The sequence below is a fragment of the Natrinema pallidum DSM 3751 genome (genome assembly GCF_000337615.1).
GTDB lineage: Archaea > Halobacteriota > Halobacteria > Halobacteriales > Natrialbaceae > Natrinema > Natrinema pallidum.
The window spans coordinates 52,888-67,022 of record NZ_AOII01000074.1 but is presented as its reverse complement, the minus strand read 5'-3'; the positions used below and the strand labels follow the sequence as shown (position 1 = coordinate 67,022).

Annotated in this window: 15 protein-coding genes and 1 pseudogene; 9 read left to right on the top strand and 7 right to left on the bottom strand. The window is 64.1% G+C overall.

All coding sequences use genetic code 11. The features are described from left to right. Complete coding sequence (locus C487_RS12460; protein WP_006186133.1) at positions 1–1,815, top strand: ribosome biogenesis/translation initiation ATPase RLI; 1,815 nt, start codon at positions 1–3, stop codon at positions 1,813–1,815. A 53-nt stretch (positions 1,816–1,868) separates the two neighbouring features. Here C487_RS12460 and C487_RS12455 read toward each other — a convergent pair whose 3' ends face one another. Beyond that, positions 1,869–2,390: an archaemetzincin family Zn-dependent metalloprotease gene (locus C487_RS12455; protein ID WP_006186132.1), complete on the bottom strand. Its 522-nt coding sequence runs from the start codon at positions 2,388–2,390 to the stop codon at positions 1,869–1,871. A 39-nt stretch (positions 2,391–2,429) separates the two neighbouring features. Between C487_RS12455 and C487_RS12450 the strand changes: the two genes are divergently transcribed. The 3 genes from C487_RS12450 to C487_RS12445 all read left to right on the top strand — a co-directional run bounded on the left by C487_RS12450 (position 2,430) and on the right by C487_RS12445 (position 3,915). Further along, positions 2,430–2,834, top strand: a complete 405-nt coding sequence (locus C487_RS12450) for a UPF0146 family protein (protein ID WP_275039943.1) — start codon at positions 2,430–2,432, stop codon at positions 2,832–2,834. Further along, entirely contained in the window at positions 2,831–2,971 is a 141-nt protein-coding gene (locus C487_RS20665) for a hypothetical protein (protein WP_161605715.1), read from the top strand. Before C487_RS12450 ends, C487_RS20665 begins: the two co-directional genes overlap by 4 nt. A 62-nt stretch (positions 2,972–3,033) precedes the next feature. Further along, positions 3,034–3,915, top strand: a complete 882-nt coding sequence (locus C487_RS12445; protein WP_006186130.1) for a TIGR01548 family HAD-type hydrolase — start codon at positions 3,034–3,036, stop codon at positions 3,913–3,915. 33 nt (positions 3,916–3,948) lie between these two features. Here C487_RS12445 and C487_RS12440 read toward each other — a convergent pair whose 3' ends face one another. Continuing rightward, positions 3,949–4,488, bottom strand: coding sequence for a Rieske (2Fe-2S) protein (locus C487_RS12440; protein ID WP_006186129.1), 540 nt, complete (start codon positions 4,486–4,488; stop codon positions 3,949–3,951). 129 nt (positions 4,489–4,617) lie between these two features. Between C487_RS12440 and C487_RS12435 the strand changes: the two genes are divergently transcribed. From C487_RS12435 to C487_RS12425, 3 genes are all read left to right on the top strand, one after another. Continuing rightward, positions 4,618–4,839, top strand: coding sequence for a hypothetical protein (locus tag C487_RS12435; protein ID WP_006186128.1), 222 nt, complete (start codon positions 4,618–4,620; stop codon positions 4,837–4,839). 79 nt (positions 4,840–4,918) lie between these two features. Further along, on the top strand, positions 4,919–6,580 hold the full coding sequence (locus C487_RS12430) for an acyl-CoA synthetase (protein WP_006186127.1): 1,662 nt from the start codon (positions 4,919–4,921) through the stop codon (positions 6,578–6,580). Positions 6,581–6,677: 97 nt separating this feature from the next. Further along, on the top strand, positions 6,678–7,100 hold the full coding sequence (locus C487_RS12425; protein WP_006186126.1) for a universal stress protein: 423 nt from the start codon (positions 6,678–6,680) through the stop codon (positions 7,098–7,100). Positions 7,101–7,648: 548 nt separating this feature from the next. Here the strand turns inward: C487_RS12425 and C487_RS19640 are convergent. Beyond that, positions 7,649–8,318, bottom strand: a pseudogene (locus tag C487_RS19640) (IS6 family transposase). A gap of 582 nt (positions 8,319–8,900) precedes the next feature. On the opposite strand from C487_RS19640, the gene C487_RS12415 reads away from it, so the two are divergent. Next, positions 8,901–9,737: a GNAT family N-acetyltransferase gene (locus C487_RS12415; protein ID WP_006186124.1), complete on the top strand. Its 837-nt coding sequence runs from the start codon at positions 8,901–8,903 to the stop codon at positions 9,735–9,737. Between the two features lie 69 nt (positions 9,738–9,806). Here the strand turns inward: C487_RS12415 and C487_RS12410 are convergent, their stop codons facing one another. The 4 genes from C487_RS12410 to C487_RS12395 form a co-directional block, all read right to left on the bottom strand. Continuing rightward, positions 9,807–10,313 carry a DUF2391 family protein gene (locus C487_RS12410; RefSeq protein ID WP_006186123.1) on the bottom strand — a complete coding sequence of 169 codons (507 nt, stop codon included), beginning with the start codon at positions 10,311–10,313 and terminating at the stop codon, positions 9,807–9,809. Between the two features lie 68 nt (positions 10,314–10,381). Beyond that, positions 10,382–11,113, bottom strand: a complete 732-nt coding sequence (locus C487_RS12405; RefSeq protein ID WP_006186122.1) for a hypothetical protein — start codon at positions 11,111–11,113, stop codon at positions 10,382–10,384. A gap of 49 nt (positions 11,114–11,162) precedes the next feature. Beyond that, on the bottom strand, positions 11,163–12,548 hold the full coding sequence (locus C487_RS12400; protein WP_006186121.1) for a sodium/calcium exchanger membrane region: 1,386 nt from the start codon (positions 12,546–12,548) through the stop codon (positions 11,163–11,165). Positions 12,549–12,617: 69 nt separating this feature from the next. Next, positions 12,618–13,283 (bottom strand): AIM24 family protein, encoded by a 666-nt coding sequence (locus C487_RS12395; protein ID WP_049908132.1) that lies wholly within the window; start codon positions 13,281–13,283, stop codon positions 12,618–12,620. Positions 13,284–13,490: 207 nt separating this feature from the next. Here C487_RS12395 and C487_RS12390 point away from each other — a divergent pair, with 207 nt between their 5' ends. Beyond that, on the top strand, positions 13,491–13,952 hold the full coding sequence (locus C487_RS12390; protein WP_006186119.1) for a pyridoxamine 5'-phosphate oxidase family protein: 462 nt from the start codon (positions 13,491–13,493) through the stop codon (positions 13,950–13,952). Positions 13,953–14,135: the final 183 nt, after the last annotated feature.

The window sequence follows — 14,135 nt, the reverse complement described above, 5'->3', positions numbered from 1 at the left end:
ATGGCCGACGACAGCATCGCCGTCGTAGACCTAGACCGGTGCCAGCCGGATCGGTGTGGCTACGAGTGCAAGAACTACTGTCCGCCGAACCGCACCGGCAAGGAGTGTATCACCCTCCGGGGCGAGGAGGCCAACGAGGGCCAGCCCGAACAGATCCACATCTCCGAGGAGATCTGTCTGGGCGAGAGCTGTGGCATCTGCGTCGAGAAGTGCCCCTTCGACGCCATCGAAATCATCAACCTCCCACAGGAGCTGCAGGACGAGCCGGTCCACCGCTACGGCGAGAACGCCTTCTCGCTGTACGGGCTCCCGGCACCACAGGAGGGGCAGGTCACCGGCATTTTAGGGCCAAACGGGATCGGGAAGACGACCGCCGTCCGTATCCTGGCCGGCGAACTCGAGCCCAACCTCGGCCGCCACGACGAAGAACCGGGATGGGACGAGGTCCTCGAAGCCTATCGCGGGACCGAACTGCAGGATTACATCGCCGACGTCCGTGACGGCGACATCACGATCGCACGGAAGCCACAGTACGTCGATCAGATCCCGAACAGCTTCGACGGCAACACCCGACAACTGCTCGAGCGGACCGACGAGCGCGGCGTGCTCGACGACCTCGTCGAGCGACTCTCGCTCGGCCCCGTCATGGAGCAATCGATCGACGACCTCTCGGGCGGGGAACTCCAGCGGGTCGCCATCGCGGCCACGCTGGCCCGCGATACGGACTTCTACTTCCTCGACGAGGTGACGCCGTATCTCGACATCGGACAGCGCGTGACCGCGGCGCGGCTGATCCGCGAACTCGCCGAGGAGGCGGACAAGTCGGTGCTGGTCGTCGAACACGACCTCGCGATTCTCGACCTGCTCGCCGACACGCTCCACGTCGCCTACGGTGAGCCGGGTGCCTACGGTGTGATCACCTCGCCCAAGTCCGTCCGCAACGGGATCAACGAGTACCTCTCGGGCTATCTCGAGAACGAGAACATGCGGATCCGGCCGGACCCGATCGAGTTCGAGGAGCACGCGCCCCGAAGCGCGACCCACGCCGACGCGCTCGTGGAGTACCCCGACCTCACGAAGAGCTACGGCGACGGCGAGTTCAGCCTCGATATCGAGGGCGGGACGATCCGGGAAAACGAGGTGCTGGGCATCGTCGGTCCCAACGGGATCGGGAAGTCGACGTTCGCGAAACTGCTGACCGGCAACCTCGAGTCCGACGCGGGTGACACCGATCTCGATCTGGATATCTCGTACAAACCCCAGTACGTCACCATCGACCAGCACATGCGCGTCGACGCGTTCCTCTCGTCGATCACCGACCAGTTCGGCTCCTCGTACTGGAACACGGAGATTGCACAGCCACTCCAACTCGAGCGGATCATGGAGCAGAACCTCTCCGATCTCTCCGGCGGCGAGCGCCAGCGAGTCGCCATCGCGGCCTGCCTCTCCGATTCGGCCGACCTCTACCTGCTCGACGAGCCCTCCGCACACCTCGACGTCGAACAGCGGGTGCAGGCCACCAAGGCGATCCGCCGCTACGCCGAACAGCAGGATGCCACCGTGTTGGTCATCGACCACGACATCTACATGATGGACCTGCTCGCCGACCGGCTGATGGTCTTCGACGGCGAACCGGCCGTCCACGGTCGCGCCGGCCAGCCCCAGCCCATGCGCGACGGCATGAACGAGTTCCTCGCGAACCTCGAGGTCACGTTCCGCCGGGACGAGCGCACGTCCCGACCGCGGATCAACAAGCCCGAGTCTCAGTTGGATCGCCAGCAGAAAAGCGACGGCGAGTACTACTACGCGCCGTAGGTCGTCGACTCGAGTCGTAACCGTTGCAATCGCGGCGGGCGGAACGCCGATGATTAACTAATCAGGCGCTGACAGCTGCCACAGAGGTGTTCCTCTTTGATGTCGACCTCGCGGACGGTCGGCGAGAAGTTCATGACACAGCGGTTGTTATCGCAGTGCTCGAGGCCGTAGGTGTGCCCGATCTCGTGGACGATCTCCTTGCGGACGCGGTCCTCGAAGATGTCGGCGGCGCTTTGGTTCGAGAAGCCGCCGTCGCTCGAGGTCTGGAGCCGGTACGTCGAGACGACGCTCCCGCTGCCGTCGAGGTAGGCGAGCCCGAAGACGTAGTTCCGTCGCCGGTAGAAGAGATCCTGTGGCGTAATCGCGATATTCTTCTCGCCGCGGCCGACCCGTTCGGCGAGTTGGATGAACGTTTCCGCGGAGTACTGGTTCCGATCGGAGTCGTAGGCTCCGTTCGGGATCGACTGCGAGTCGTTGACCGACACGTCGCAGTCGTAGACCGATCGCAACGCGGTGGAGGCCGCCCGCTTGACCTCGGCGGGGACGTTGCCGACCGGCACGATATCGACGAGCATAGCAAGGGCTATGACCGCGGGTGTCATAAACGTCCCGCCGTGGCCCACTCGCGCCGGAATCCCGATGCAATGATCGATTACATTGACGAGTACGATCAGGTCGTCGAGGTCGGGATCGGCCATCGGGCCGATCTCGCTCGAGCGCTCGCCGAACGCGGGGTGTCGGTCACCGCGACGGACGTCCACGACCGCGACGTTCCGGACGGCGTGGCGTTCGTCCGCGACGACATCGTCGATCCCGATCCGTCGGTCTATGCCGGCGCGGACGCGGTGTACGCGCGGAATCTGCCGCCGGAACTCCACCGACCGGCGCTGGCGGCTGCTCGAGCGGCTGACGCCGACTTGCTCTTTACGACGTTGGGCGGCGATCAGCCCGCAGTGCCGGTCGAACGGGTGACGATTGAAGCGGGGACGCTGTACGTCGCTCGCGGGCCGCCGGGGTGACGGCCCGTCCGCTTCGGGACCTGGTCCTCATCGGCGTCGCACCGTTCGTCTCGTGGGTGTGGGACGACGCGTTCTACGCGTTCGGACTGGGAAGCGCGGCGATCCTGCTCGTGGGCGGTCCGGTGCCGTTCCGCTGATCGTCGCACGCCCACGGTCGAATACCGGTCGCCTTTATCCTCGCCGGCCCGTTCCCACGGGTATGAACGCAGATGCAGTCGTCCTGGATATCGACGGCGTGCTCGTCGACGTCGCCGACTCCTACCGGCGGGCGATCGTCGAATCCGTCGACGCGGTCTACGGCCGGACGATTCGTGCGGACGACATTCAGGAGTTCAAGGACGCGGGCGGGTTCAACAACGACTGGGAACTCACCCACGCCGCCGCGCTCTACATCCTCGCGGTCGAAGAAGGGTACGGCGAGTCGCTCGAGGCGTTTACCGACGAGATCGCCGCTGGTGGCGGCGGGCTCGAGGCGGCCGAGGATGTCGTCCGAGGGGCGATCGGCGCGCGGGCGACCCAGCGCGTGACCGACCGCTGGAACCGCGACCGACTGCGCGACGTGTTCCAGCAACTGTACCTGGGCGACGAACTCTATCGCGGACTCGAGGGCGGCGAGCCGGATCTCGAGCGCGATACGCCGGGATTCATCCACGACGAGCCGGTGGTGCTCGAGCGCTCGGTCCGCGATCGGCTGCTCGCGGACTACGACGTGGGCGTCCTGACCGGCCGGCCGGAAGCCGAGGCCGAGATCGCCCTCGATCGGGTCGGTCTCGACGACGCGGTTCCGGTCGAGCACCGCTTCACGATGGACGACTGGGAGGAAGGGAAACCCCATCCGCACGCGCTAACGACCCTCGCGGAGCGGTTCGAGGCCGATGCGGTCGTCTTCGTCGGCGACACGCTGGACGACGTTCGGACGGCGGGCAACGCCGGCGAGGCAGACCCCGATCGCGAGTACCGCGGAATCGGCGTCCTGACCGGCGGACTGACCGGCGAGGAGGGACGGCGGAAGTACGAGCGCGAGGGTGCGGCGGCCGTCCTCGAGTCGGTAAACGACCTGCCCGAGTGGCTCGAGTCGTAGTCGCGAGCCGGGGACGCGACGGCGGGGGACGCGCTACTCGTCCAACCGGCGACAGGAATCGAAACGATCGTCGGTCAGGTAGACGGTCCCGTCGCGAACGGCGACCGCGATCGAGTCGAGCGCGTCGCCCCGGCAGGGTCCCGCCGTACAGACGCCGTCGTCGCACTCGAAGCGTGCGCCGTGTTCGTGACACACCAACTGATCGTCGCGGACGATCGCCCCCGGCCCCGGATCGAGGCGGACGTCGGGCTTGTGCGGACACGAGTTCCGCCACGCTGCGACCTCGCTGCCCTCTCGCCGAAGGATTAGTTCCGTCCCGCGACGGTCGCGCCGGGCTTCACACCGGAGCGTCCCGTTCGTCGGGACGGCCGCCAGCGGGGCGATACGGCGGGGGTCGTCGTCGCCACTGGCCCCCGCAGCGCCGACCGCATCGTCCGACTCCCCGTCGGTTCCGCCGTCGACGCTGAATCGAAACGTCGCGTCGCCGGTCGACACGTCTCCCTCGTCGTCGTAGACGCGAACGGCCCTCGATTCGTCGGTGCTCTCGAGGGTCACTCGCACGGAATCGCTCATACCCTTCGTTTTCGGCCAGCCTAAAAATGCGTTCCGGACCGAGGGTCCGGGTATGCGGACGCGGGCGAGCGGATTCGGTCCGCGAAAACGCGCGACATTCCTTTATAGCGGCCGCCGGAAAGGGGCGATATGGACGACGACGTTACCGTCGACGTGGAGGTTGAAGTCGAAGTGGACTCGAACGAACTCGAGATCGAAGTCGGCGACGAACGCGAGTTCGAGGGCGAACTCGAGGCCGATGGGCTCTCGATCGAGGTCGAAGCGGAGATCGAGGTCGCGGGCGAAACGGAAGCGGACGGCGACCCCGACATGGACGCGACGGACGAACCGGAGACGACCGAAGAGGACTGATCGGGAGTACCCGGCCCGACCGGGTGTGATTTTCGCGCGTGTCGAAAAACGCTATGTGCTGGCCCCGGTACGCCACCGCATGGCCTGGACGGTGATGCCGACCTACGACGACTACGAGACCGCCCGTGCGGCGTTCGCGTGGGACCTCCCCGACGAGTACAATCCCGCCGTCGATTTCCTCCGCAAACACGAGGACACGAGTCGGACGGCCCTGCAGTATGAGTCCCCCGACGCCGGGCTCGAGACCTACTCGTTCGACGACCTTGACGAGCGATCGGATCGCCTCGCGGCCGCGCTCGCCGACCTCGGCGTCGCGGCCGGCGATCGGGTGGGCGTCGTGATCCCGCAGAAACCACAGAACCCGCTGACTCATCTCGCGAACTGGAAGCTCGGTGCGGTCTCAGTACCGCTGACCGTCCTCTTCGGTCGCGATGCGCTCCAGTACCGTCTCGAAGACAGCGAGGCGACCGTCGCCGTCGTCGACCCGAGCGTCCGGGAGACCGTCGACGAGATCCGCGCGGCGTGTCCCGCACTCGAGCACGTGATCGAACTCGGCGACGGTGAGTCGGTCCGGAGCGGGGCCCACGCGTTCGATGAACTCCTCGCGGCCCACGAGCCCGGGATCGACGTCTACGACTCGACGCCCGAGACGCCGACGGCGATCATGTACACAAGCGGCTCGACCGGGCCGCCGAAGGGCGTCCGCCATAGCCACGCGCTCTGGCTCGGGCGGGCCGCGGCGGCGTACAACTACTTCGACCAGGGGCTGCGAGCGGGCGAGTCGACGCTGTGGACCCCGGCGGACTGGGCGTGGGGCGCGGCGCTGGGCGGCACGCTATTCGCGGCGTGGCACCACGGCTGTCCGGTCGTCGGCTGGCCCCGCGACGGGTTCGACCCCGACGAGGTCTACGCCCTGCTCGAGCGTCACGACGTGACCGCGACCTTCATGCCGCCGACCGCGCTCCGGATGCTGATGGGCGTCGACGACCCAGACGCGCGGTACGATCTTTCGCTCGAGACCATTGCCTCGGCCGGCGAGCCGCTCACGTCTGAGGTCGTCGACTGGGTCGACGCGGCGTTCGAAGACGTCGCGATCAACGAATTCTACGGGCAGACCGAACTCAACCTCGTCGTCGGCAACGCCGAGCGCTGGTTCGACACGCAGCCGGGGAGCATGGGCAAACCGTTCCCCGGCTACGAGATCGCGGTGCTCGACCCCGAGACCGGCGAGCGACTCGAGCGCGGTGCGGTCGGCGAACTCGCGGTGAAGCCGGGCGATCGGCGGGTCTTCTTCGACGAGTACCATGGCCTGCCGGAGAAGACGGCGAACAAGCGGACCGAGGATGGGTGGTTCCTGACCGACGATCTCGTCGAGCGTGACGCGGACGGCTACGTCTGGTTCCATTCGCGGGCCGACGACGTAATCCTCACCAGCGGGTATCGCGTCGGCCCCATGGAGGTCGAGGACGCGATTCTCACGCACCGGGCCGTCGAACAGGCGGGCGTCGTCGGCGTTCCGGACGACACCCGCGGCGAGGCGATCAAGGCCTTCGTCAAGCCCGCGACCGACGACTACGACCCCGACGGACTCCGCGCGGAGATTCGGACCCTGGTTCGCGACCGACTGGCCGAGTACGAGTACCCCCAACACATCGAGTTCGTCGAGCGGCTGCCGACCACGACGACCGGCAAGATCCGTCGTCGCGCCCTGCGAGAGCGCGACCGACCCGGCGAGGAGTGAGCCGCGGCGATCGACGGCTATCGTTCCCCGCCCGGAGACCGCCGTGAGGCTGGCATTCGGAGTCGGTTTTATTACCCACCCATGCAAATGCGGGTCCATGTACCGCGTACTGATACCCGTCGATACCAACGAGGACCGCGCGCTGGCCCAGGCCGACTACGTCAAATCGCTCCCGAACGCCGCCGAGTCGGTCGAAGCCTACTTTATGTTCGTCTTCACCGGCCACAGCAACGAGCTCCCACAGGAGTTCGAGAAGTTCAAGTCCGCGTCGCGGATCGCCTCCGTTCGCCGGGCACAGGAGTCACTCGAGGAGGCCGGCATCGAGGTAACGGTGCTCGAGGACAGCGGCGACACCGAAGACGACATTCTCGACGAGGCCGAGGCCCGCGATGTCGATTCGATCGTCCTCGGCGGCCGGAAACGATCGCCCGTCGGGAAGGCGATCTTCGGCAGTACTACTCAGGGGATCATTCTCGGCTCCGACCGGCCGGTGGTCGTCACCGGTGGAAGTGGCGACTAGATAGGCACGGTCTAGTTCCTTGGCGTCGCACGTGAGATGACCATGCCTTCGATTCAGTGCAACAGCTCGTCTGTGCTACGGTTTGGGCTGTTGAGCGCTCAAGTCAGAAGGTTTTGAACGCGTTCGCGGACGGAGCGTTTGATGTCGTTGCGGATCGAAGTTGCTCGTTCGGGGATCGTTCCACGGGCGCTATCTGCAGCACCGAGCTCGAGGAGGCTGTCGGCCAACATCAGCAGGTGCCAGTGGCGACTGGCACCTGAAGCCCACTCTGTACCGTAGGTTTCGAGGTGTGACGAACTCCAAGTCGGGGTCAGCACCGTGTCCCCCTTTCTCCCAGATGGTCTCGCTGTCAGCGGTCACAATGAATGCACCTCAATGGTTGGGGGTCAGGGTGACACTGCCCAGCTCTTGTCCCAATTCGTTCAGGAGTCGGGTCTGCGTGTCAATTGCGAGGTCAAGTAATTCACAGGGTACGCAGTACTCGAGTTCAACTGAAGTCATGCCTATGCTCTTCTCAGGGCGTACGGTCGTGTTTAGTTTGTAATATTCTACCAGACGGCGAAGGCTTGAAGCCACGATTCTGCGGTTGATGGGTTAGCGTGACCAAAACGGTTCGGGAACGAAGAGGTGCGGCGTTTTATCTCTCTAAAGATACGTTCGACAGCATTCCGATTTCCGTGTTTTTCGTATCGAAATCGGAGTCCGTGTCGACGGAGTGCTGTCTGGAGATGCTGTGCGCCATCGACGAGANGCATTCCGATTTCCGTGTTTTTCGTATCGAAATCGGAGTCCGTGTCGACGGAGTGCTGTCTGGAGATGCTGTGCGCCATCGACGAGAAACACAGCGTCTTCGACATCGTGTTTCTCCGTGAGTTCTTGCAGAAACCGTTCAGTCAACGCGGTCGTAGTCGTCGAGAGCAGCCGTATATGAGGGATCTCGTTCGTTTCAGGATCGACTGCAGTGTACAGCCAATATCGGTGATCATCGATTTGAATCACGGTCTCGTCGAGCGCAACGTGATTCGGAGTCACGTCAGTTGCTGGCTGTAGATCGGCTTTCTGTACCCAACCGTGCACAGCCTTGCGCGATCGCTCGACACCGAACTTCTCGAGTTCTAGAATGGCATTCGAAAATTATAATACAGCAAGATAAAGTCGAATACCGAGTTCCAGTAGCTGACGCGGTGTCCGTTCTCGCTCCACAGCACTCAAATCGATCTAGTCGCTACACCCGCTGAGGCGGTCGATTTTTGGCATAGGAACCAGAAAATCGTGCTGCCTCACTTTTCACGCTTACCTAAACACGACCTGAACGGGTAGGCTAACATATTGGAGAGTGACGTAGAATCGAAATATATTCTCCATTCTAAAATATAAATAAAATTGTGAGATCAGGGTATAAAGTTGTCTTCTCGTTGGTGGGACTGTTCCTCATTTTTAACTCTATTGGACACCTTTTCATTCCTGCTGACGCCTATCTGTCTTATGCAATAATGGGGTTTCTGTACTCTTGTCCGTGACTTCCATACTTGGCTTCAAATATTTTGGCATGTGTTTACCCCCATAGAGTTCCTGGCTGAGCCACTGAGACGGCTGAAAACAGCACCCTCTATTTGATTTATATATCTCTCNACGGCGGTCGAATTTTACGGATTTCTAATTGAATTCCCCGATTTTGAACCTACTGTCCTCCTGCGATTTCTGGGGGTAAACACATACATATTTTGGATAGGACGACTACATGTGAATACTTGTTCCCGCCGGCACCCATCTTATCCGGGTTGACGGCGATTACCCGATATGGAGATCCGGGAAGCGGACGTGGACGAGGCCGAGCGGATTCGAACGGTCGTGGACAGTTCGATGACGGCCTCGTTCAGGCTGAGTCCGGCACAGATCGACGGCATCACCGACGAGGAGTTCGCCGCTGACGCCATCGCCGCGAAGATCGACGACGAGGACACCCTGCTGTACGTCGTCGAAACCGGCGACGGAATCGAGGGGACGGCCATCGCCGGCTTCGTCGAAGGCCGCCTCGCGGACGAGTGGGGCGAGGTGAACTGGTTGTTCGTCGATCCCGAACACCGCGGCCGGGGGATCGGAACGACACTGTACGAGACCGCGAGCGACGCCCTCCGCGAGCGTGGCGCTTCCCACGTCTGTGTCACTGTTCTCGAGGCGAACACTGAAGGCCATGGGTTCGTCGACCGGTTCGGCCTCGAGCACGACGGCGACCGGCGGATCGAGGTCGCCGAGGAGTCCCTCGTGAAGTACGTCTACGCGGACGCTGATACCGACGTGGACCTGCCCACGGAGTCGGGAACGGCGGGGTCGGACCGCGAGGCGGACGCGGCGGGTGAAGCGTTTCCCGACACGGAGACGACGGACGGCCAGTTGACGGTGACCGACGGCGACGAAACGGTATACGTCGCCCGCGCCGAGGCGGAGTCGGGGACCGCGGCATCGTTTTTCGTCACCTACGAGGACGCGGCCCACGCGGACCAGTACGGCTTCTACTGTTCGAACTGCGGTTCGCTCGACGTTTCGATGGGCGACATGGAACGGCTCGAGTGTGCCGAGTGCGGGAACGCTCACGCGGAGCGCTCCGAGCAATCGTACGACGACTCGTACCTCTAGTCTCGCCGTCTCCACGCCCAGTCGTACCCTCTGTCCGCGGCGCTGCCCTCGACTCGGACCGAGCGGCCGTCATTTCGCGAAGATGCTGTCGGCCGTCGCTGCGCCGACGACGCTGAAGACCGAACCGACGGTCACTGCCTTGAACGTTGTCAACACGAGTCCACACGAGGCCGCGGCGTTCTCGAGGAACGGTCCGGGGGCGCGAGCCAGGGAGACGGGATCGCAGGCAGTCGTGGCGTCCTTGAGGAACGTTTCGGGCGCACCGAACAGGAGCGCGAGCACGGTCACCGAACCGAACGTGACGAACATGAGTGAAATAAACCGGATCGGGATGCCAACCACTTCCTGTTCGTCGTCGATATCCCTGGTCGTGTCCGCCTTGTACAGCGCCGCGTAGCCGATCGCGAAGACGATGGCGACGATCGCCAGCGCCTGCAGGATGTGCATGTTTCCCGCGAGGGTCCAGACCTCTTCGGTGACGACGAACGGACCCGCCAGCAGGAAGCCGCCGACGATCTGCTGGGCCGAGTCCGCGAGCCGGAAATCACGCGGCCGGCGCGGCCGTCGAAGTTTCATAGCGAACGATTGTAACGAAACAACAAAACGCTCCCGTTCGATCGATCTTCGAGTCGGGCGAGCGATGCTCACACGAGGAGCAACAGCGCGGCGTATCCCGCTGCGCCCACAGCGAACGCCCAGAACCGGCTCTCGCGGTCGGACGGCAGCTCTTCCTTGATCACGTTGAGGATGATCCCCCCGGAGAGGAACGGCACGAACACCGCGATGAGGAGTTCGGTGTCCTCGAGAACGTAGCCTCCGCCGAACCCGACGAGTACGGCCGCCGAAAGGACCCATCGACCGCGGTGGTGGTACGCCGCGCCGTGGTCAGTTCGGAGGCCGTCGTCGGTGACGAGGAAGTGAAGCGCCATCGCGACGGTAAACAGGAGTACGCTGCCGAGTTCGCGATCCCACAGGAGGTAGCCGATGATCGCATTGTACGCGGCGAAGGAGCCGATGTGAACCCAGAACACGCCGAGTCCGGTCGGTTCACCGTCACTGTCGGTCGCCCGCCCGACGAACTGCTCGAGCCCGTAGTAGCTGACGAAGCCGAACAGGGCGATCAGGTAGCCGTGGTGGTCGGCGAAGACGGCCGGATCTCCCCGTTCCGCGAGCGTCGCCGCGGCCGCTCCGATATCGGGCAGGAGGTGGACGAACACGTACGCGATCGAGACGCCGCCGGCCAGCGACAGCCATCGGCTCCGTGGAACTCGGCCACCGACCCCGAGCCGGCCGGCAACGAGGGGGACCGCTGCGAGGACGATCACGGAGACGTGGATGGCCACCGTATCGGGCCGAAGGAGATCGGTCAAGAGCATCGATACCGATGGTACCACGGTCACGAACGTAGGCCTGTGGCCGGCCGATTCAGTCGTCAGCGCCGTGGGAGTGTTCGCCACCGGCCGACATCGCGTCACCGATCGTCCCCGCGGTTCGCCGGAGGAGCCGGCCGAACGCCCGGCGACGACTGACGAACAGCGCCGTTCCGAGGACGACGTAAATCCCGGTGTAGACGAGCAGGAGGTCGGTGCTCGAGATCGGCAATGCGACGAGGTCACGGATGATGGCGAACTCGAGGAAGACCTGCGAGAGGAATAGGCCGAGCAGCGTACCCGCCTCCCCGACGGAGATTTCGAACCTGATCAGGAGGGCGATGGCGAAGAAGGACTGGGCGGCGGTCAGCCAGATCTCCGCCGACTGCTTGAAATCGAACGCGAGCACGCCGTACTCTCCCAGCGCGAGCGAGTGGACGATGACCAACGTCCCGATCAGCAGCGTCCACTGGTTGAGCTTCGAGGAGATCAGGGCGTTGAAGCCGGCGGTCGAGCGCGCCTTGTTCACCAGGTAGATGACGACGATGAGCTCCGGCGCTTCGGAGGCCAGCGGCGCGATCCACTGGATCATGAAAAAGGAGGGAATGCCGGCGCTCTCGCCGAGGTGTTCGAGCCCGTGAGCGAAGGGTTCGACGGCGGTGAAGATCATCGCGCCGGAGTAGGCAAAGAGCACGAGGACGGTGGCGATCCGGCCCGGCTTCGAAAAGCGCTGGAGGGACGCCGGGACGCCGACGTGGTCCGTCTCGGGTTCGACCTCGTCCCGGAGGATCACCGCGATGTAACAGACGTAGAGCCCGACCAGAAACAGCATGTCGAGGACGTCGATCCCGCCGTTGAGCGGGACGAGGAACGCCCAGAGCGTCGCGAGCAACAGGAACACGATCTCGAGACCGATCTCCCGGTCCAGGATCACGACGTCCGAGAGGAAGCCCGGTCGGTTCTCGACGGAGGGATCGGTCGACGACCCCCGACGGAAGACGGTAAAGAGCGCGACGCCGGCCCAGCCGATGCCGATAAGAATCCGGTTCGCACCGGTCATGTTGGCGACGGCCAGGTTGCCGGCCTCGACCCCGCGTTCGGTGCCCGCGAACACGCCCGCGTTCCAGGCGTAGAGCGCGTCGACCGCATACTCGGGTGCGACCGCTAACACGGCAAGTACCGCGATCGCGAACGCTTGCGGAACGTCTTTCTCGGCGGTCTCAGCGGCCCATGCAAGTAGAAACGAAGCGCCGAGGACTGTGAGCCCGGTCAGGAGAACCGTCCAGAGCGTCGACACCGTCCGGAGTGCAGCCGGTGCTTGATACTCGAGTCCCGCCGCCGCCGCGAGCCAGGGGAGACCGTCGGTCGCTCCCACGATGGCGAGCCAGGGGACCGTCAGTGCGACTGCGGCCGATATCGCGCCGAGCGCTCGTCGTCTCATGGAAATCGTCTAGGAACGCGTACTGGTCGAGCGGGCATACGTGGTACGGTGCGATGTCGATGCTGCCTGCTACTGCTGTGGAGTGGTCTCCTCGTACGGCTGAACGACGACGAACCCATCCGAGCCCGTAAACTCGAGCTGATAGGTCTCGTCGGACGACTGTCCGATCAGATTCGAGAGCACGCTGTCGACGTGGCTGTCGGGTGTCGTCCCGCTCCAGGCGACGGTCGCACTGGGGTCGGTTCTGACCGGTGGGCGCAGGACCAGCGGCTCGCCGTGGGTCGTAATCGCGATGGTTCCCGGCCCCTCGAGGAAGACGTTGGTCATGCCGCCGGCCGAGAAGCCGGCGATGCTCTCGACGGTCCGGATCTCGTAGGTCACGCTCGACTCGAACGCGAGCACGTCGTTCCCGTTGACCGAAACCGACTGGCCAGCCTCGAGCTCGAGGAGTTGGATCTTTTTCCCCTGATCCGCGAGATAGAGGTGACCGGTCCCGGTGGCTTCCATCACGGGTGTTCCCTCTCCCGTCGTCGCCTCCTTGAGGAAGCCGGTGATGCCGCCTTCGGCGGAGGACTGCCCCTCGAAGGAGATGTCGCCGTCGTGGGCGATCATCGAACCGGCCTTCGCGATCACCGATCCGTCGAGCGCGACATCGAGTAGCTTGTCGTTCTCGAGTTGGAACTGTTCGCCGTCGTCCGTCGGCTCGTTGGTACTGACGAAGTCGTCGATATTCATGATCGCTCGAGCGGCTGCTCTACCGACCTCGTCGGACGGGGACGGAAAATAGCTACTCATATTCGATTTGCTGCCGATGTGTTTCGGGTTTCCGTTCACGTCGTCGGCTGGCCGTTCGGTTCCGGAGGACGGACAGAGAGCGCCGATCCAGCGACGGGGCAGCCGTTGGGTCGAGCTTTTTTAGACTGCGTTCCGAACGTCCCCGATATGACCGACTTCCGCGGCGCCTGGACCGAAGCCGACGTCGAGACTTTCCTCCGGGAGACGACGATCCCGATTCGGCTCGGCACTCGGCGGCCGGACGGATCGCTGTGGCTCGTCACCCTGTGGGTTCGCTATCGCGACGGCGTACTCGAATGTGCGACGCAGGCGAACGCGGACGTGGTTCGATTCCTCCGGAACGACCCGGAGATCGGGCTCGATGTCTCGACGAACGACATCCCCTACCGCGGGATCAGGGGGACCGGGACCGCCGAAATCGAACCCGACGGGAAGCCGGTCCTGCGGGACCTCGTCGAGCGCTACCTCGGGGACACGGACTCCCCGCTCGCCGAGTGGTTGCTCGCCGAGGACCGCGAGGAGGTCGCGATCCGGATTGAGCCACGAGCGATCTACAGTTGGGACTACAGCGATCGGATGGGGGACGACTCGGACGCGACGACCGAGTGAGGCTGCTCGGACTGCCGCCCCACCGTCCGACGGGATCGGTCCGGTCGATGACTCGAGACCGACGCTGGAACCGACCAGCGGTGCTCGATTTGACTGTAGCGGGATATCGTCCCGGTGGCAGATACCGATCACCATACCCTGATCCGACGAGCGATGTTTCCGTACCGCTGTACGGACGCGACC

Coding starts and splice junctions, on each gene's coding strand:
- C487_RS12415 (WP_006186124.1), top strand. CDS start 8,901: ATGGAGATCCGGGAAGCGGACGTGGACGAGGCCGAGCGGATTCGAACG.
- C487_RS12425 (WP_006186126.1), top strand. CDS start 6,678: ATGTACCGCGTACTGATACCCGTCGATACCAACGAGGACCGCGCGCTG.
- C487_RS12430 (WP_006186127.1), top strand. CDS start 4,919: ATGGCCTGGACGGTGATGCCGACCTACGACGACTACGAGACCGCCCGT.
- C487_RS12460 (WP_006186133.1), top strand. CDS start 1: ATGGCCGACGACAGCATCGCCGTCGTAGACCTAGACCGGTGCCAGCCG.
- C487_RS12390 (WP_006186119.1), top strand. CDS start 13,491: ATGACCGACTTCCGCGGCGCCTGGACCGAAGCCGACGTCGAGACTTTC.
- C487_RS12410 (WP_006186123.1), bottom strand. CDS start 10,313: ATGAAACTTCGACGGCCGCGCCGGCCGCGTGATTTCCGGCTCGCGGAC.
- C487_RS12395 (WP_049908132.1), bottom strand. CDS start 13,283: ATGAATATCGACGACTTCGTCAGTACCAACGAGCCGACGGACGACGGC.
- C487_RS12445 (WP_006186130.1), top strand. CDS start 3,034: ATGAACGCAGATGCAGTCGTCCTGGATATCGACGGCGTGCTCGTCGAC.
- C487_RS12405 (WP_006186122.1), bottom strand. CDS start 11,113: ATGCTCTTGACCGATCTCCTTCGGCCCGATACGGTGGCCATCCACGTC.
- C487_RS12400 (WP_006186121.1), bottom strand. CDS start 12,548: ATGAGACGACGAGCGCTCGGCGCGATATCGGCCGCAGTCGCACTGACG.
- C487_RS12440 (WP_006186129.1), bottom strand. CDS start 4,488: ATGAGCGATTCCGTGCGAGTGACCCTCGAGAGCACCGACGAATCGAGG.
- C487_RS12435 (WP_006186128.1), top strand. CDS start 4,618: ATGGACGACGACGTTACCGTCGACGTGGAGGTTGAAGTCGAAGTGGAC.
- C487_RS12455 (WP_006186132.1), bottom strand. CDS start 2,390: ATGCTCGTCGATATCGTGCCGGTCGGCAACGTCCCCGCCGAGGTCAAG.